The 16,926-nt window shown below is 54.3% G+C and carries 17 protein-coding genes; 3 read left to right on the top strand and 14 right to left on the bottom strand.

Annotated features, from left to right (window positions below; translation table 11 throughout):
- Positions 1 to 269: 269 nt before the first annotated feature.
- The 6 genes from glmS to cdaA form a co-directional block, all read right to left on the bottom strand.
- A complete protein-coding gene (gene glmS / locus ULO1_RS10760) occupies positions 270 to 2,099 on the bottom strand; it encodes a glutamine--fructose-6-phosphate transaminase (isomerizing) (RefSeq protein WP_079933583.1) in 1,830 nt (609 codons plus the stop codon).
- Positions 2,100 to 2,113: 14 nt separating this feature from the next.
- Complete coding sequence (locus tag ULO1_RS15320; protein ID WP_278307787.1) at positions 2,114 to 2,236, bottom strand: hypothetical protein; 123 nt, start codon at positions 2,234 to 2,236, stop codon at positions 2,114 to 2,116.
- Between the two features lie 129 nt (positions 2,237 to 2,365).
- Positions 2,366 to 3,721 (bottom strand): phosphoglucosamine mutase, encoded by a 1,356-nt coding sequence (glmM, locus tag ULO1_RS10755; RefSeq protein ID WP_079906723.1) that lies wholly within the window; start codon positions 3,719 to 3,721, stop codon positions 2,366 to 2,368.
- A gap of 1 nt (position 3,722) precedes the next feature.
- Positions 3,723 to 5,330: an NAD(P)/FAD-dependent oxidoreductase gene (locus ULO1_RS10750; protein WP_079933582.1), complete on the bottom strand. Its 1,608-nt coding sequence runs from the start codon at positions 5,328 to 5,330 to the stop codon at positions 3,723 to 3,725.
- Positions 5,331 to 5,341: 11 nt separating this feature from the next.
- The gene (locus ULO1_RS10745; RefSeq protein ID WP_078665171.1) at positions 5,342 to 5,737 is read right to left on the bottom strand and encodes a YbbR-like domain-containing protein; all 396 of its coding nucleotides are present in this window, start codon (positions 5,735 to 5,737) and stop codon (positions 5,342 to 5,344) included.
- Positions 5,734 to 6,537 carry a diadenylate cyclase CdaA gene (cdaA, locus tag ULO1_RS10740; protein ID WP_078665172.1) on the bottom strand — a complete coding sequence of 268 codons (804 nt, stop codon included), beginning with the start codon at positions 6,535 to 6,537 and terminating at the stop codon, positions 5,734 to 5,736. The genes ULO1_RS10745 and cdaA overlap by 4 nt, the downstream gene beginning before the upstream one ends.
- Before the next feature lie 109 nt (positions 6,538 to 6,646).
- Between cdaA and ULO1_RS10735 the strand changes: the two genes are divergently transcribed.
- Both ULO1_RS10735 and ULO1_RS10730 read left to right on the top strand, forming a co-directional pair.
- Entirely contained in the window at positions 6,647 to 7,420 is a 774-nt protein-coding gene (locus tag ULO1_RS10735) for a DUF881 domain-containing protein (RefSeq protein WP_078665173.1), read from the top strand.
- A gap of 2 nt (positions 7,421 to 7,422) precedes the next feature.
- Positions 7,423 to 8,106: a DUF881 domain-containing protein gene (locus ULO1_RS10730; RefSeq protein WP_079933581.1), complete on the top strand. Its 684-nt coding sequence runs from the start codon at positions 7,423 to 7,425 to the stop codon at positions 8,104 to 8,106.
- Between the two features lie 82 nt (positions 8,107 to 8,188).
- Here ULO1_RS10730 and ULO1_RS10725 read toward each other — a convergent pair whose 3' ends face one another.
- From ULO1_RS10725 to csaB, 7 genes are all read right to left on the bottom strand, one after another.
- Positions 8,189 to 9,832: an S-layer homology domain-containing protein gene (locus ULO1_RS10725; RefSeq protein WP_079933580.1), complete on the bottom strand. Its 1,644-nt coding sequence runs from the start codon at positions 9,830 to 9,832 to the stop codon at positions 8,189 to 8,191.
- A 71-nt stretch (positions 9,833 to 9,903) separates the two neighbouring features.
- Positions 9,904 to 10,941 carry a glycosyltransferase family 4 protein gene (locus ULO1_RS10720; RefSeq protein WP_078665176.1) on the bottom strand — a complete coding sequence of 346 codons (1,038 nt, stop codon included), beginning with the start codon at positions 10,939 to 10,941 and terminating at the stop codon, positions 9,904 to 9,906.
- A 25-nt stretch (positions 10,942 to 10,966) separates the two neighbouring features.
- Positions 10,967 to 11,386: a 3-hydroxyacyl-ACP dehydratase FabZ gene (gene fabZ / locus ULO1_RS10715; protein ID WP_078665224.1), complete on the bottom strand. Its 420-nt coding sequence runs from the start codon at positions 11,384 to 11,386 to the stop codon at positions 10,967 to 10,969.
- 31 nt (positions 11,387 to 11,417) lie between these two features.
- Positions 11,418 to 12,146 carry a WecB/TagA/CpsF family glycosyltransferase gene (locus ULO1_RS10710; RefSeq protein ID WP_078665177.1) on the bottom strand — a complete coding sequence of 243 codons (729 nt, stop codon included), beginning with the start codon at positions 12,144 to 12,146 and terminating at the stop codon, positions 11,418 to 11,420.
- A 21-nt stretch (positions 12,147 to 12,167) separates the two neighbouring features.
- The gene (locus tag ULO1_RS10705; RefSeq protein ID WP_079933579.1) at positions 12,168 to 13,514 is read right to left on the bottom strand and encodes an LCP family protein; all 1,347 of its coding nucleotides are present in this window, start codon (positions 13,512 to 13,514) and stop codon (positions 12,168 to 12,170) included.
- 51 nt (positions 13,515 to 13,565) lie between these two features.
- On the bottom strand, positions 13,566 to 13,832 hold the full coding sequence (locus ULO1_RS10700; RefSeq protein WP_078665179.1) for a hypothetical protein: 267 nt from the start codon (positions 13,830 to 13,832) through the stop codon (positions 13,566 to 13,568).
- 56 nt (positions 13,833 to 13,888) lie between these two features.
- Complete coding sequence (csaB, locus tag ULO1_RS10695) at positions 13,889 to 15,004, bottom strand: polysaccharide pyruvyl transferase CsaB (RefSeq protein WP_079906714.1); 1,116 nt, start codon at positions 15,002 to 15,004, stop codon at positions 13,889 to 13,891.
- A gap of 90 nt (positions 15,005 to 15,094) precedes the next feature.
- Here csaB and ULO1_RS10690 point away from each other — a divergent pair, with 90 nt between their 5' ends.
- The gene (locus ULO1_RS10690; protein WP_078665181.1) at positions 15,095 to 15,574 is read left to right on the top strand and encodes a DUF4330 domain-containing protein; all 480 of its coding nucleotides are present in this window, start codon (positions 15,095 to 15,097) and stop codon (positions 15,572 to 15,574) included.
- Between the two features lie 51 nt (positions 15,575 to 15,625).
- Here ULO1_RS10690 and ULO1_RS10685 read toward each other — a convergent pair whose 3' ends face one another.
- Positions 15,626 to 16,924 carry a nucleotide sugar dehydrogenase gene (locus ULO1_RS10685; protein WP_079933578.1) on the bottom strand — a complete coding sequence of 433 codons (1,299 nt, stop codon included), beginning with the start codon at positions 16,922 to 16,924 and terminating at the stop codon, positions 15,626 to 15,628.
- Positions 16,925 to 16,926: the final 2 nt, after the last annotated feature.

The raw sequence follows: 16,926 nt of genomic DNA, 5'->3' as shown, positions 1-16,926 counted from the left end.
GCTATATTTCTACTAAAAATTCCCAATCATGCTCCTATTTTGTGCGAAAAAAGTTTGTCCGAATGGACAGGTTCAAGGACAAAAGGAAAAAGGGATAAGTGGCGTAAAACCCTCATTTCTCAAGGCTTCACCACTTATCCCTCATCTTTTTCACTATCACTTGAACCTTAAACCTTTTCCCTTAACACTCTCTCAACAGAACCACTTTTTTCACACAGGGAAAAGATTTAAATGAAATATACAGTCGCTCAACCCTTTTCCTTTTCATTTTACTCCACAGTCACACTCTTGGCCAGATTCCGCGGTTTATCCACATCACAGCCGCGGGCCACCGCCACATAGTAGGCGATCAACTGCAGGGGCACTACCGTCAGCACCGCACTGGTCAGCTTATGGGTGCGGGGAATATAGATCACCTCATCCACACTCTTGGCCAGCTCCTCTTCCCCTTCGAAAGTGATGCCCACCACCGAGGCATCGCGGGCCTTGACCTCCTTGATATTGCTCACCATCTTATCGAAGACATCCATCTGGGTAGCCAGGGCCAGCACCAGAATCCCCTCGACGATGAGGGCCAGGGTACCGTGCTTCAGCTCCCCGGCGGCATAGGCCTCTGCGTGGATATAGGAGATCTCCTTCAGCTTGAGAGAGCCTTCCATAGCCACTGCATAGTCGATGCTGCGGCCCAGGAAGAACACATCCTCACAGTGGGCGTATTTCTGCACAAAACCCTTGATTTCCTCTTCCCGCCCCAGGATGGCTTCCACCTGAGCGGGCAGTTCCCGCAGGGCGGTGACCACTTCCCTGATTTGCTCCTGGGTAAGGGTACCCCGCTGCTGGGCCAGGTAGAGGCCGAGCAGGTACATCACCACCAGCTGGGTGGTGTAGGCCTTGGTGGAGGCCACGGCGATTTCGGGACCAGCCCAGGTGTAAATCACCCAATTGGCTTCACGGGCCACCGAAGAGCCCACCACATTGGTAACGGCCAGCACTCTGGCGCCGCGGTTTTTGGCCTCCCGCAGGGCAGCCAGGGTATCGGCGGTTTCGCCGGACTGGCTGATCACCACTACCAGGGTATCCTGGTCGATAATGGGATTGCGGTAGCGGAATTCGGAAGCGATATCCACTTCCACCGGAATGCGGGCCAGGTCTTCGATGACATATTTACCCACAATTCCGGCGTGATAGGCGGTACCACAGGCGGTGATGAATATCTTCTTGATCTGCTTTACTTCCTCCGGTGTCATTTGCAGTTCTTCCAGCAGGACCCGGGAGTTATCGGTGGCCAGACGGCCGGAGAGGGTGTCCCGCAGGGCCTTGGGCTGTTCGTGGATTTCCTTCAGCATGAAATGGGGATAGCCGCCTTTTTCCGCTGCTTCCACATCCCAGTGGACCCGGAAGACTTCCTTGTTGATTTCCTGCCCCTGCTGGTCAAAGACCTTGACCTCATTGGCAGTCAGCAGAACCATTTCCCCGTCATTGAGAATATAGGTATCGCGGGTGTGGCTGAGAATGGCGGGGATGTCAGAGGCAATGAAATTCTCCCCCTGACCCAGGCCAACCACCAGCGGGCTGTCCTTGCGCACGGCCACGATTTTGTCGGGCTCATCCTGGCAGATGATGCCCAGGGCATAGGAGCCCTCAATGTGTTTCACCACTTCCCGAACGGCGGCCAGCAAATCGCCCTGGTAGAAATGTTCCACCAGGTGGGGCAGTACCTCAGTATCCGTTTCCGAACGGAAGGTATGGCCATTGGCGGCCAGCCATTCCTTCAGCTTCTGGAAGTTTTCAATAATCCCGTTATGGACAACCGCAAATTTTTCCGCACAGTCAGTATGGGGATGACTGTTGATATCGCTGGGGCGGCCATGAGTGGCCCAGCGGGTATGGCCGATGCCCAGAGTACCCTGGGGAGCATGGTGGGCCAGTTTTTCCGCCAGTACGGCCAGTTTGCCCACGCTTTTTTCCACTTCAATGCCCGTTTCCGTCAAAACAGCGATACCGGCGGAGTCATAACCCCGGTACTCCAGTTTAGCCAGTCCATCCAGCAATATAGGTACAACCGGTTTACTACCGATATAGCCGACGATTCCACACATGCAAGTTATCCTCCTCAAGCCAAAATCCGGGCCCCGGTACGGGTTTTGGCCCTGGCATCACTGCCAGGTTTTGTCCCGTCCTTACGGCCTGGGCCCCTCACCGGAGGGCATCCGCCGAAACCTCGATGCTCCCTCACCTCGTCAACTCCCGCAGGAGTCCCGGCGCTTTTTTTCAGTATGCCCGTTGCTCTTTTTCTTCATGTCTCACCCCCTTAAAAAATTAAGGCCAGGGGGCCGCCCGCAGCAGGCGGCCCGCTGCTTTTAGCCTACATCTGTTCAAAAATGGCGGCAATTTCCCGTACCAGTTTTTCCACTAAGGCTCCGTCCCGGCCTTCGCCCATCACACGGATCAGGGGTTCAGTGCCGGAAGGCCGCACCAGAATCCGGCCCTGGCCGGCCAGCTGAGCTTCCGCCTGGCGGATAGCTTCCTGGGCCTTGAGGCTGGCCATGGCCGCCTCCTTATCCTTCACCCGCACATTCACCAGGAACTGGGGCAGGCGTTCCATCACCGCAGCTGTTGCGGAAGCGGGTTTACCCGCCTCTTTAATAATATGCAGTAACTGCAATCCCGTCAACACCCCGTCACCGGTAGTGTTGTAGTCCAGAAAAATGATATGCCCTGATTGCTCGCCCCCGAGGACGGCGCCGCTTTCCAGCATTTTTTCCAGGACATAGCGATCCCCTACCCTGGTTTCCAGGATGTTGATGCCCCTGGGCTTTAAAGCTAGATGTAAGCCCAGGTTGGTCATCACCGTTACCACCAGGGTATTCTGTTTGAGTCGGCCCTGTTTTTGCCATGCCAGCGCGCAGAGGGCCATGATTACATCCCCGTCGATAACCTGGCCTTTTTCATCCACAGCCAGCACCCGGTCAGCATCACCATCATGGGCGATCCCCACCTGAGCCCCGTGTTCCACCACCGCTGCCTTGAGAGCGTCCAGATGGGTCGAACCGCAGCCGGCATTGATATTGAGCCCATCAGGCTGGTCATTGATGACCAAAACCTCCGCCCCCAGTTCCCGCAGCAGGCGGGGGGAAACCCGGCAGGCGGCCCCATTGGCGCAATCCACCACCACTTTCAGGCCGCGCAGGTCGCCCGGGATGGTGGATTTGAGGAAGGCCAGATAGCGATCTTCCGCATCCTCCAGCTGACGCACCCGGCCCACCTGGGCCCCGATGGGCCGGGGCAGGTGGTCCTCCTCTGCCGTTTCGCCCAGCAGGGCTTCGATAGTTTCCTCCTGTTCATCAGTAAGCTTATAGCCACTGGGGCCAAAAAACTTGATCCCATTATCCGGAGCTGGATTGTGGGAAGCGGAAATCACTACCCCGCCCTGGGCTCCGTAGGCCCGGATCAGATAGGCTACCGCCGGCGTGGGAATCACCCCGGCCAGCCAGGCATCCACTCCTGCTGAATTAAGACCGGCTACCAGAGCGCTCTCCAGCATCTGGCCGGAAATGCGGGTATCCCGGCCGATCACCAGTGCTGGCCGCTCTATCCCCTGTTCCCGGGCTGCCCGGGCCAGCACTGCACCCCCGGCCCGGCCCAGGCGAAAAGCCAGCTCAGGGGTCAATTCCTGATTGGCAATACCGCGTACCCCATCAGTACCAAACAATTTTCCCATCTCAGTAATCTCCTTCCCGATAGCGCTGGATAATGGCTTCCGCTACTTTCAAGCCATCTACCGCTGCACTCATTATACCTCCGGCATAGCCGGCTCCTTCTCCGGCCGGATAGAGACCGGCAATCTCCAGGGCCTGCCGGTCTTCTCCCCGGTTGATACGGACCGGAGCTGAAGTGCGGGTTTCCACCCCGGTTAAAACCGCGTCGGGGTGGGCAAATCCTTTCAGTTTTTTATCCATATTTATTATAGCTTTTTCCATGGCTTTGGCAACATAATGCGGCAGAGTTCGATGCAAGTCGGCGGGAGTAATACCCGGTCGGTAACTGGCCCCTTTTACTTCTGAACTGGGACGACCGGCCAGAAAGTCCTCTACCCGCTGGGCTGGAGCCCGATAGCTTTCTCCTCCCAGGCGAAAAGCGGCCTGTTCCCATTTTTCCTGAAAAGCGATCCCACCCAGCGGTCCCTCCTCGGGAAAATCAGGAGGGAATACCTGCACTACCAGGGCAGCATTGGCGGTGCCGCTGGCCCGGTCCCGGTTGCTCATGCCATTGGTCACCACCTGGCCTGGTTCTGAAGCAGCGGCCACTACCTGACCGCCGGGGCACATACAGAAAGTGTAGGCTCCCCGCCCGCTCTCCTCATCCTGATAGGTCAGGTGATAATCCGCCGCTCCCAGGCGAGGATGCCCGGCAAAGGCGCCATACTGGGCCCGGTCGATCAGGGCCTGGGGGTGTTCAATGCGGGCACCAATGGCAAAGGCTTTCGGAGTAAGGCTGACCTGATGCCGGTATAACATGCGATAGGTATCGCGGGCACTGTGACCTACTGCCAGGATCACTACTTCAGCCGGAATTTCCTGCGTATGGTTAACAATGACTCCCTGTATCCGGTCTCCTTCCAGAATCAAGTCGGTAACCCGGGCCAGGAAGCGCACCTCCCCGCCCAGTGCCTCGATCTGACGGCGCAGATTGACCACAACGCGACGCAGGATGTCAGTACCAATATGCGGCTTATGTACATAGAGAATATCCTCCGGTGCCCCGGCCTTAACCAGCTCCTTCAGCACCAGAAAGCGGCGGGGGTCATCGATGCGGGTAGTGAGTTTGCCATCGGAAAAGGTCCCAGCACCCCCTTCCCCGAACTGGACATTGCTGCGGGGATCCAGGTTGCCGGTGCTCCAGAATTCCTCCACCGCTGCTGCCCGGCTGTGGACATCGGCTCCCCGTTCCAGCACCAGCGGCCGATAACCATAGCGGGCCAGCAGCAAGGCGGCAAACAGCCCCGCAGGCCCTGCTCCTATCACAATGGGTCGCTGGTTCAAAGGCAGACTGCCTTTGTTCAGTTCCGGTTCCGCAGCCGGTGTAGAGACGGCTGCAATTTGCCCTTTGCCCCGGCAGCGGGCCAGCACCCGTTCTTCCTGAGTTACCTCCACATCAACGGCATAGACGAACCAGATCCTGTCCTTGCGCCGGGCATCTACCGAGCGCCGCACGATTTGCAGACTAAGGATATCCTTTTCCTTCAGGCCCAGCTCCCGGGCCGCCTGGCGGGTAAGTTCCCGTTCACTGTGTTCCAGCGGTAACCTGAGATTATTGATGCGAATAGCCATAGGCAGCCTCCTTAGCGGGTTTTGTTCCAGGGTTCCAGACGAATAGCAATCTGGGCCGGACTCACTTCCAGCAGGCGGGCATCTTCGGGTACCTGCACTTTGACTTTGGCCCAGTTCAGGCCGGCTTTGGCCTGGCTCAAATCCACTTCCGCCTTGACTTCAGCACCGGTCCGGTTGCCCCAGAGCGGCAGGGTAGTCTTGTTTCCTCTCAGGTAACGGACATTCACCGTGGGCTGCATTTCTACGATGACCAGCTGTGCTGGCTGGTTTTTGACCACTACTGGTACTGTCGCCTGAATCTCCTGCTGGCCCCCGGTTTCCAGCTGATTGACGTAAAACCAGAGGACAATAGCAGTCAGGAGAGCCAGCAATTTCAGTCCGGTATTGCGTTCCCAGAATCTTTTCATCTTACTTTCCTCCACCAGGGCCGGTTCTGGTTTTCCGGCGCACTGTATAGAACCTCCAGCATTTCTTTAAGGGATTTTTCACTTAAATAGCGAGTCAGGTTGCCTTCCTGAGCAACGGAAATGGTACCTGTTTCTTCCGAAACTACAATAGCCACCGCATCGGAAACTTCACTGATACCCAGGGCGGCCCGGTGGCGGGTACCCAGCTCCCGCCCTACCTCCCGGTTTTCCGACAGAGGTAACAGACAGCCCGCTGCTACCACTCGCTCCCCATCGATGATTACCGCTCCGTCATGGAGGGGGGTATTGGGACTAAAGATATTAGCCAGCAATTCGCGGGAAACCACTCCATCGATATATGTACCCGTTTCCGTAAATTCATGCAATTTGCTTTCCCCCACCAGTACGATTAACATCCCTATTTTCTGCTGACTGGCCTGGCTGATGGCCCGAACCAGCTCCTCCAGCAACCGTTTTCTGGCCTCTGGCCCCAGCTGCCGGGAAGAGCTGGCAAAGATTTTGCCCCGTCCCAGTTGTTCCAGGGCGCGGCGCAATTCCGGCTGAAACACCACCGGCAGGGCCACAAACACCATCCCAATCGTTTTTTGCAATAACCAGTTAATAGTATAGAGTCCAGCCCACTGGCTGATAATGGTGACCGCCAGCAATATACCCAGCCCTTTCAAGAGCTGGATGGCACGGGTTCCCTTAATTAACAAAAAGATTTTATATAAAACAAAAGTAACAAGGGCTATGTCTAACAAAGCGATAATGCTATAATAGGTGTTAGAGCCGGGCATACCCTGACCTCCCTATCCTTCCAAAGACTATAAAGAAATTCGCTTTTAATTGATAAATCCCTTTCTTTTCCGCATAAATTCCCAGAAATTTTGCAGGAGGCACAGGAAAATGAAACTCTCCCTCAAGCGCCGGGAACTATCACCCTGGCAAGCCCCTATCGCCTTAATTGCGGTTTTGACCGGTTTACTCATTGCCATCGATTTGCGCATCCATGACCAGTTAACCAACGGTCCCAATACCAAGCGGGCAGAGACCCTGGCCGCCATGGCCTCCCGCCTGGAAAAGGAAAACAAGGCTATAGAAAAAGAAGTCAGCAGTCTACGCCAGCAGCTGGCAGAATGGGAAGCCAGCCAGAAGGCAGAAGGCAGCCTGACACTGCAAGCAATCAGGGCCCAAATGGATTTGACCCGCGCCCTCGTCGGTCTGACACCAGTGGAAGGACCGGGAGTGGTAATAGTGGTCAATGACCGCACGGAGGCCCTGGAACTGGCCCGCAAGGAAAACCAGCAAGTGGATTACTGGGATTATCTGGTCCATGACAGCGACCTGGTCTACCTGGTCAATGACCTCAGGGCAGGGGGTGCCGAAGCCATCGCTGTCAATGGTGAGCGGATAATCAGTTCCAGTGATATCAAGTGCGGCGGCTTTATCGTTTTCACCAATTCCAACCGTTTGACCGCCCCCTATCAGATCAAGGCCATCGGGGACCCCGTCGCCTTGAAACGGGCTGTGGAAAGGGGCTTTACTTATAGTGTGCTCAAATCTCTGGATTATCCCATCCGAATCGAACAACACCAGAAAATCCTCGTGCCGGCCTACAGTGGTGCCCTGGCCCTGCGCTACGGCCAGCCGCTGACTCCACCGGCTGAGAAAGGAAGTTAAGCATGCACTGGCAGAAATTAAAGCTACCTCTGGCTTTTACCACTTTCAGCCTGGGGCTGCTGGTATCAGTCCAGCTCAACACCCAGGAAGCAGCCCTCAGAGACTATACGGCACAGAGCCAGGAAAACCTGGCTTCAGTAATCAAGACCCTGAATGAAAAGCGGGAAGCTCTGTTACAGGAAAAGTGGGAGCTGGAGAACCGCCTGCGCCTGATCAAGTCCGACCCCAGCCAGGGCCAGCGTCTCCTTTCCGCCCTGAGGGAAGAAAACAGCCGCCTGCGAGCTGCCGGTGCCCTGGCACCCCTGCGGGGGCCTGGCATTACCATCACCGTTTCCAGTCAGACGCCCATCGGTTATGATGACCTGATCCGCATTATCAATGAGCTCTGGAATGTGGGGGCTGAAGGTATAGCCATAAATGGCATCCGCCTGACCCAGTATACTGCCATCACCCAGAGTGCCAGTGGCAATACCATTGTGGGCAGTCATGCCATAACCTACCCCTATGTAATCCAGGCCATCGGTGACAGTGCCTCGCTTACCGCTGGTATCAATATTCTGGGCGGAACCCTGGATCAGCTAATCAATGTCAATGGAGTCAAGATCGAAGTAAAAACCAGCCAGGATTTGCTCCTACCGGCCGGCCAGGCCCCCACAGCTTTGAAATATGCCAGAGTGCCGGACTAAAAAATACCCAGGCACCCAAAAACAATCCCCCTATGTTAGCTTTTATAACTACCATAGGGGGAATTTATTTTTTGTCCTGAACTCAAAGCAATTTACTCAAAGCTACGGAAAATTCAATTCTGGTCGTCGCCCGATCCGGATTAAAATATCCCTGTTGATTGCCATACATCAGCCCACGGCGAACATCATCCCGGATAATGTCCCTGGCCCAGTGGTTGGTGGTATCAGGAAAAAGGCCACCACTTTGCGCTACGGGCAATTGTTCCACACCCGGCAAACGGGCCAGTACCGCCGCCAGCTCCGCTCTAGTCACCAGCTTGTCAGGATAGAAATAGCCCTGGGGCGTCCCTTTCAGCCAGCCCCGGCTGGCTGCCCAGTTGATATACCAGGCATAACTATGGTTGCTTGTATCCTTGAAGACCGGTGGTGTTTGGGTCGCTGGAGCCTGTGGGAAGGCCCGCTGCAGAAAAACTGCCAGCTGGGCCCGGGTGATATTGCCCCAGGGAACAAAGTTGTTATAAGCATTGGGTACAAGAATCTTTCTTGCAGTTACTTTCTCTACCTGGAGATAACCCCAGTAATCGGGCCCAATATCCCAGAACAACCAGCCCCTGGGGACAGCAGTCGGTGCCGGGGGGTTAGACAGATTTATCGCTAATATTGGCGAGGAAACCACATACCCGCTGGCATCTCTGGCAAAGACCCGAAAATAATAAGAACCCGTTTCCCGCCCCAGGTAAAACCTGGCCTCCCGGTTATCTCCAAAGGTATAGGCAACCGGAGCAGCCAGAGTATCATTGGGCCCGTGATAGACCAGAGTGTATTCCAGGCTGGCAGGATAGCGGTCATCTACCGCCTGACTCCAGGAGAAAGTAAGGTAATGGCCCCTTTCATCCTGGCCGCTGCCGGTTAATGCCAGCTGGGGTGGCTTAGGCGGCTGATTGGTAGCTGCAGGCAGACCGGCCAGCTGCCGCCAGTAGGCTTCCAGCCCCGGCACCTGAGCTGCCAGAGGCAGGGCCAGGTTTTCCTGGGGAGAAAGATTATAGCTGCTGCTGCTGAAATAGCCAAACTGGCTGGTGAATTTAGTAAACTGGCGGGCCTGGGGAGAACCAAAGAGCTGGGCATAATCATCAGCCGCAATCTCTGCCGGGTCCCAGGCATGGCTGCCGTTATTTACCCTCGGGTCCCGAATCCCCTGCCGGATATCATACCAGGGAGTGCGCCAGTAGTTGTCAAAGGTTACACCATATTTAGTCCAGAAATAGTAGACCGTAAAATGGTGACCATATTCATGGGCCATAGTTTTGGCGACATCAGCCAGCTCTGTCTGCTCGTCACCGCCAAATAAAAAAATCGGCCGTTTAGGTGTGACATATCTCTGTCCTCTGCTGTCCCAGCCCAGTTCCGGAACATAAAGACCTCCTACGCCCCGGCCCAGGGGATAATCAGGGTAAATAACCACTCCACCCAGGTAATCCCATTCCTTACCGTGAACATTGTTTTTTAACTCATAATATAAGGCCTGTAATTTGCCAGGGTCAGACCAGGCAGAGGACAAACTTACGATTTCTTTACCGTCTGGTGCTGTATAAATTGCCACTACCGGCTCCAAAGGCAGTTGCTCATAATACCACCAGGGTTCTGCGGCTCCAGCCCCGTTTGCGCCCCCCAGAAGCAGGACTAGCAGCATTACTGCCCCAAGCCAGAATTTTGCGCTGTTTTTCATCAATTTCCCTCCCTACCGCTCCTGGAAAATAAAAGGGTTCTATCCGGAAGATAGAAACCCTCTACCCAACTTTAGTGTCTATGGTGATGGACCTCATAGCCTCTCCGCCCAATCACACCCAGCCAGCGCCCCCCCATAAAGGCGAGCAAGGTCAACGCCCCCAGTACCAGCCAGCCCAAACGGGCAGGCAGGAAGCTGACCAGAATCCCTGCCAGGGAAAAAATAGCGTGGATCAGGTAAATAGCCAGTACCGCCTGTTTGTGGGATAAACCCAAAGCCATCAGGCGGTGATGTAAATGGGCCTTATCTGCCTGAAAGATGGGTTTGCCATTCGCCATTCTCCTGACGATGGCAAAGGTAGTATCCAGCACCGGTACCCCCACCAGCAGGATGGGAACGAACACCGACATGACAAAAGCCCCTTTGGCTACCCCCATGATGGAAAGGGCCGCCAGGGCAAAGCCCAGAAAGAGGCTGCCCGCATCTCCCATGAAAATGGAGGCCGGATGAAAGTTATATTTCATAAAGCCCAGGGTAGCCGCAGCCAGCAACCAGGCCAGGATAGCTACCGCCGGATCCTGTTGCCAGGCCACAATCCCCATGGTGACGGCCCCGATTACACTGGTACCTGCCGCCAGGCCATCCAGGCCGTCAATCAGGTTAACAGCATTGCTGATCCCGACCAGCCAGAAAAGGGTAACCGGATAGGCCCACCAGTCCAGGAAGATCACACCCCCATCCAGGGGATTGGTGATCACACTGACTTTCACGCCAAAGGCCATCAATACGATCGCAGCTATTACCTGGCCCATCAATTTAACTTTCGGTGATATTTCCATAATATCGTCCAGACACCCAGTTGCTACAATAATACCTCCCGACAGGATCAGCCCCCAGACTTCCGGACGATATCCCTGAGTCAACAGGGCCAGGGCTGCAAAAGCCAGATAAATCGCCACACCACCCATGCGGGGCATCACCCGGGCATGGACTTTACGGTGGTTGGGCTGGTCTACCGCCCCCACCTTAAAAGCCAGCTTCCTGACCAGCGGTGTAGTCAATAGAGCCATGCCCCAGGCCGCTGCCAGGGATAAAGCCATTGTCTCCATCTTTCTCCTCTCCAGTCCTCTGACATTAGCTTAAGGCAAACATCAATTCCCCTTCACAGACTACTTGCCCATCGACAGTAGCCACCCCACGGGCCTTGCCGACAGTACCTTTCAGTTTCAGCAATTCCGTCTCCAGGCGCAGCTGGTCACCCGGCAAGACCTGGCGGCGAAAACGCACGCCGTCAATGCCAGCAAAGAAGGCCAAACGACCTTTAAACTGCTCCTGGGACAGGATGGCTACTGCCCCTACCTGGGCCAGCGCTTCCACGATCAGCACCCCCGGCATTACTGGATAACCGGGGAAATGCCCGGGAAAAAAAGGCTCATTGATAGTGACATTTTTGATACCCACCGCTCGTTTGCCCGCTTCCAGTTCCAGAATGCGGTCTACCAGCAAAAAGGGATAGCGATGGGGTATAATCTCCATAATTTCCCTGGCTTCCATGACCACTCCCAATCCCTCCTATATCATTGTACTACCGGGCTTTTCCCCTGACAAGTCGTTCTTTTAAGGCTAATAATAAAAATTCTGGTAATACCAGCATCCGCTTGTAGCGCCAGGGCTCCTTGATCAGACGGTAAAACCACTCCAACCCCAGTTTCTGTAACCATATAGGAGCCCGCCTCACCCGTCCGGCCCAGACATCAAAACAGCCACCGACGCCGATGCCTACTTTCACCTGCAAACGGTGCCGGTTTTTCCAGAACCATTTTTCCTGACGCCCCATGCCCATGGCTATCAGCAATATATCCGGCCTTACCCGGTTGATTGCCGCTATTACCCCTTCATCATCCTGAAAATAGCCATCATGCCAGCCTGCGATCTTGAGGCCAGGATAGATAGACTGAAGCCGGGCCGCTGCTTCTTCTGCTACTCCCGGCCGTGCCCCCAGAAAGAAGAAACTATACTTCCCCAGGTCAAAAAGGCTCTGGGCTAAATCAATGCCCGTTACCCGCTGGGGTAACGGGCAACCCAGGATTTTTGCTGCCAGCACAATCCCGATGCCGTCAGCTGTTACCAGATCTCCAGCCGCCAGGATCCGGGCCATTTCCTCATCCCGGCGGGCCAGCATCACCATTTCCGGATTGGCAGTAATCACCAGGGCAGGGGCTTGTCTATCACATACTACCAGCTCTTCTATCCGTTCAACCGCTGTGGCTAGTGTCAACCGATCAAAGGCAACCCCCAGTATCTGCTGCCGCAAATTCCATCCTCCTTTGCTCTGTTACCCCTGCGGAGATGGCGGCGTGGTCTGGGAGCCACTCTCCGGAGCAGGGGTGGAAGTAACGGGAGTACCACCGCTCCCACTCCCTCCGGGTTCCGTCCCAACAGGAGTAGTTCCTCCCGGGGTAGTTCCACCGGTCGTATCACCACCTGAGGTAGAGCTCGTACCACTACCGTTATTCGTACTGGCGGATCCGCTGCCATTAATGCTGCCAGCAGGGGTTTGAGCTAAATTCTCATTCCCTCCGTTGCCGGTAGCTGAGCCGTTCTGATTAGAATCTGGCGTCTGGGTTGGATTATTATTAACCGGCTGGGTAGAAGTTTTTTTCTCACTGCCAGTTGTTGATTTGCTATCTCTGGCTTTAGCAACCTGGGTCTTACGGCTTACCTTCTTCTTCGGCCGCTCATCCTCATTGATATCTGCCCCTACAATCATCGGATAGGTCTTGCCGTTCATCAAGTCGGCAATTAAGGTCCTGGCGATAGTGGCATCATGTTTCCAGTAACTGCCGTGATTGTTATAGAATTGACCGGGCAAAGTCTGGGAAACAATCTCCAGCTGGCCAAAATCCCGGGCCAAAGTGGCATACTTGACCATTTCGCCCACTGACATATCCGTCTGGACTGCCTGGTTAATATCCTTCATCAGCTGGGGCAGTTTGGTAACCACCGAAGGCTTGAGGGCTGCTTCAGCTACTGCTTTCAGAAAATGTTGCTGTCGCTGGGTTCTCCCCACATCCCCCAGGGCATCATGACGAAAACGTACATAGTCCAGGGCTTCTTTGCCATTTAAATGCTGCAAACCGGGCTTGAGGTTGATATACGTCCCATCAGTGGGGTCCCGATAGACCATGCGCTTTTCCACCTCAATATTGACCCCACCCAGGGTATCTACCACTTGTTTGAAGCCCTCAAAATTGGTCTTGATATAGTAGTCGATTTCCACATTCAGCATCTCGGAGACTACTTGCTTAACCAGATCCACACCGCCATATACATTGGCACTGTTTATTTTTTCCCGGCCATGGCCTGGCAATTCCACCAGGGTATCCCGGGGAACCGAAACCATTACCAGTTTTTTCTTTTCAGGGTCCAGCTGGGCCACTATAATAGTATCTGTCCGGGCGTCCTTTTCTCCTGGTCGGGCATCAACCCCTAACAAGAGAAAAGTGGTAGGTCCACCGGCAAAAAATTTGCGCAAATTTCCTGGTAGCAGGCCAGGACCTTTCCGGGAATCTTCCCCCAGCCAGAGGCCAGCAGCTCCGTAACCAATTGCCGCTGTTATGACAAGTACCAGCAGCAGCACCACCAGGGCAGCAAAGCCCCTTTCCCTGTGTCTCCTCTCCATGGATATTCCTCCTCTCAAACCATGACCCCACCTGGGCCGGTGGGGTTGAGGTTATTTCTTTACCTGGGCCAGTTGTTGTTCCAGCAATTTCACCTGTTGTTCTAATGCTGTAGCTTTTGTAGTCAGCTGCTGGATTTTGGCCTGCAATTCCTGTACTTTCGGATTTACCGCCTGATTGACATAACTTTGGGAGGCCAGAGGATCAGCTAACGAACCTGGTGTACCGGTATCCGCCTGGACTTTTTGTCCCAGCAAAAAACCGGCACCCGTACAGAGCAACATCAATGCTCCAATCCCGATATAACGTTTCCAGTTCATCTTTTCTCCTCCCCTCTATCATATTTATTATAGACTAACCGGTTCAACACCGTCAATTAGCTAAATTCACCATTCGACAAAATCTGAAAAGCCAGCTGCGCCGGACGTCGAGCCAGGTTACTGAGTAAGGGAAGTCTCTCCTTTAAGGCGGTACCAAAAGTATCTCGTTTCTGCCAGACCATCTGCAGATTTTCTATCAGGGGCTCTGCCTGCAAATGTCCGCTGCTTCCCAGCATCACCTGTCCTACATCAGCGATAAACCGTTCCACTTTGGGATCATAACTGATTCCCAGCAGAGGCTTATGCCAGAGGGCACCAAAAATCAGGGCATGCAAGCGCATCCCGCAGACCAGGTCCAGCCAGGCATAGATTCCAATTGCCTGGTCGAGACTGTAGGATGGTGGCAGCCAGACAGGCCCTGACCCCGCCAGTTCCTGACGCAACCGCTCCAGAACCTGCCAGTCCCCCGGATATTGCATGGGCAATAGCACTATCTGCCCTCCCTGGCCCAGCCAGTAGCGGGTCAGAGTGACCAGAGCCGGCCAGTCGTGCTCCAGTCCCAGCCAGGGACGTAAGCTCAGACCCAGGGTGGGCTGCCCTGACTGCCAGCCCAGGCTGGTCAACAGCTGTAATCCGGCGGCCCGCTCTGTCTCAGTGGGTTGATGGCCAAGAACCGGATCCACCACCACTTCCAGAGGAGGCCGCTTTATACCGAGCTGGCGCAAATCCTGGGCTGACTCGCTATCCCGCACGGTAATATAGTCGACCCGGTTGAGAACAGCTGCCACCAATCGTCGATTGTAGGGACGCAAAACGGGCCCGAACCCCTGGCCATAAATCAAAGTCGGCACCCCGAGCCAGTGGGCCAGCTCAACAATAGCCAGGTAATAATAGAGGCTTTTGTTGCCAGTGACATCCTGAAAGAGACTGCCACCACCGCTGATCAGCAGGTCTGCGTTTTTTAGCTCCTTTATAACCGCAGGCAAAGACCAGCGATTAACAGCCCGCACCTGATGCTGGCCCGCTGTCGTTTCCGGTCGGTGAGACAGTACTACCAGTTCCAGTTGTGGCCAGCGGTCATTTAATCCCTGGCTTATGGCACCCAATAAAGCTTCGTCCCCTAAATTATTAAAACCATAATACCCGGATAGGACAATTTTGTAACTCCTCATTTATCTCTTCTCCCAAGCAGGAAAATGTAAAGGAATGGAGAATAAAAAATATTTGTTGCTTGCATACTTATTTAAGAAAGGAGTGAACCCATGTCTATCATCGATGAAAAGGGCCGGTTATTCGGCAAAATCAATATCATTGACTTGCTGGTGATCATTGGACTGGTAACGGTCATCGCCGGTGCCGGCTATAAATTTTTCCTGGCCCCAAAGGCTTTGAAGGCTCAGAATGCCGAAGTCACCGTGATCGTACCGGCTGTGCGCCCGGAAGAAGCCCAATCCATTAAAACCGGGGATCAGCTGGTTACTGATACAGCTGTGACCGATGCGGTGGTAAAAAAAGTGGAAATCAAACCGGCGCTCACCGTTACCACCAGGGCTGATGGTTCAACCTTGCTGACTACCAATCCCTACCGCAAGGATGCCTATGTTACCCTGGAAGGGAAAGTATCCATCGGGCCGACGGCCATGAAATTTGCCGGACAGGAAATCCGGGTAGGCAAGGATTTCTGGCTCAAGAGTCTGCGCTATGAGCTGAAAGGTTCCGTCCTCACCATCAATACCCGTTAGGTCTCAGTTTCAAGGCCCGGGAGCAAATGCTCCCGGGCGTTATTTATGGGTTTAGATGGTTTCCAGAACCAGTCCAGCTGCTTCCACCATTTCCCGGCGGTAAACATTGCGGGTATCCACGATAAAGGGCCGTTCCCCGATCAACTTGCTGCGGAAAAGGTCATAGTTGTGGAAATCGATGCCTTCCTGCCTGGCCAGAACCACAATGCCCTGAGCTCCTTCCAGCGCTTCCGCCATACTTTCTTTCTTAAATTCATAGCGGGTTGGTACTGCAGGATCGAAGGCTTGTACAGTAATTCCTTCCCTTTGTAGCAGTTCCACAATGCGGATGGCCGGACTGATGCGATCATCATTGGAATAATCCTTCATGGCCAGACCGAACACCGCCACTACCGGTGGCAACTCCGGAGTCATATTGCGTTTAATCATGGTTACCACCCGTTCCGGTACCTGCTCATTGATTTCCCGGGCAATGCGGGTCAGACTCAGATTTACCCCCAGTTCCTCTGCCTTGGGCGCCAGATAGTGGAAAGCATTGGGGATACAGTACCCCCCTACGCCCGGACCTGGCAGAAGCAGATTGACCCGGGTATGGGTATTGGCAGCCTTGATTACTTCAAAAATATCAATCCCCAGGGCCTTGGTAAACCGGGCGAACTCATTGACCATCGCGATATTAACATCCCGGGAAACATTCTCCATTACCTTGGCAGTTTCCACCACTTCCATGCTGGAACAGGGGATAAGATCAGCTTTGGTTACAATGGAGAGCAACTTGGCGGCCCGGTCGCGGCTGGCTCTGTCCACCCCGGAAACCAGGGTCGGCATGTTTTCAAACTCTTCAAAGGCTCTGCCTTCAGCAATCCGTTCCGAGGAATAGGCCAGATAGAAATCCTCATCGGCTTTCAGGCCGGAAAGCTCTTCCAGAATGGGCTTGATGACATTGCGGGTAGTTCCAGGTACCACAGTACTGCGAATCAAGACCAGATCATTGGGTTTCAGGCCTCGGGCGATGGTTTTGCTTACCGCTTCGATATGACTGTAATCCGCCCGCCCATCTTTAACGGGAATGCCTACAGTAACAATGAAATTGTCACTGTTAGTCAGGGCCTCACTGGCATCAGTTGTGGGAATGAAGCGACCAGCTGCCAGCTGATCCTTGAGGATTTTCTGAATAGGAGTGCTATGATAAGCCTCCAGGTGATGGGTTATGCCTGCCTTTAGCTCAGCTACCAGCTCCTCATTGACATCCACACCATAGACTTTGCAGCCCCGCATGGCAAAACTGAGGGCCAGGGGCAGCCCTACAAAGCCCAGACCAAAGACTGTTACTTTTACCGGTTCTGTCATGT

The sequence above is a fragment of the Carboxydocella sp. ULO1 genome, from assembly GCF_002049255.1.
Taxonomy (GTDB): Bacteria; Bacillota.
Note: the sequence above shows the minus strand (reverse complement) of the source record. Positions and strands in the feature narration are given on the sequence as shown.

Coding starts and splice junctions, on each gene's coding strand:
- glmS (WP_079933583.1), bottom strand. CDS start 2,099: ATGTGTGGAATCGTCGGCTATATCGGTAGTAAACCGGTTGTACCTATA.
- glmM (WP_079906723.1), bottom strand. CDS start 3,721: ATGGGAAAATTGTTTGGTACTGATGGGGTACGCGGTATTGCCAATCAG.
- ULO1_RS10750 (WP_079933582.1), bottom strand. CDS start 5,330: ATGGCTATTCGCATCAATAATCTCAGGTTACCGCTGGAACACAGTGAA.
- ULO1_RS10745 (WP_078665171.1), bottom strand. CDS start 5,737: ATGAAAAGATTCTGGGAACGCAATACCGGACTGAAATTGCTGGCTCTC.
- cdaA (WP_078665172.1), bottom strand. CDS start 6,537: ATGCCCGGCTCTAACACCTATTATAGCATTATCGCTTTGTTAGACATA.
- ULO1_RS10735 (WP_078665173.1), top strand. CDS start 6,647: ATGAAACTCTCCCTCAAGCGCCGGGAACTATCACCCTGGCAAGCCCCT.
- ULO1_RS10730 (WP_079933581.1), top strand. CDS start 7,423: ATGCACTGGCAGAAATTAAAGCTACCTCTGGCTTTTACCACTTTCAGC.
- ULO1_RS10725 (WP_079933580.1), bottom strand. CDS start 9,832: ATGAAAAACAGCGCAAAATTCTGGCTTGGGGCAGTAATGCTGCTAGTC.
- ULO1_RS10720 (WP_078665176.1), bottom strand. CDS start 10,941: ATGGAGACAATGGCTTTATCCCTGGCAGCGGCCTGGGGCATGGCTCTA.
- fabZ (WP_078665224.1), bottom strand. CDS start 11,386: ATGGAAGCCAGGGAAATTATGGAGATTATACCCCATCGCTATCCCTTT.
- ULO1_RS10705 (WP_079933579.1), bottom strand. CDS start 13,514: ATGGAGAGGAGACACAGGGAAAGGGGCTTTGCTGCCCTGGTGGTGCTG.
- ULO1_RS10700 (WP_078665179.1), bottom strand. CDS start 13,832: ATGAACTGGAAACGTTATATCGGGATTGGAGCATTGATGTTGCTCTGT.
- csaB (WP_079906714.1), bottom strand. CDS start 15,004: ATGAGGAGTTACAAAATTGTCCTATCCGGGTATTATGGTTTTAATAAT.
- ULO1_RS10690 (WP_078665181.1), top strand. CDS start 15,095: ATGTCTATCATCGATGAAAAGGGCCGGTTATTCGGCAAAATCAATATC.
- ULO1_RS10685 (WP_079933578.1), bottom strand. CDS start 16,924: ATGACAGAACCGGTAAAAGTAACAGTCTTTGGTCTGGGCTTTGTAGGG.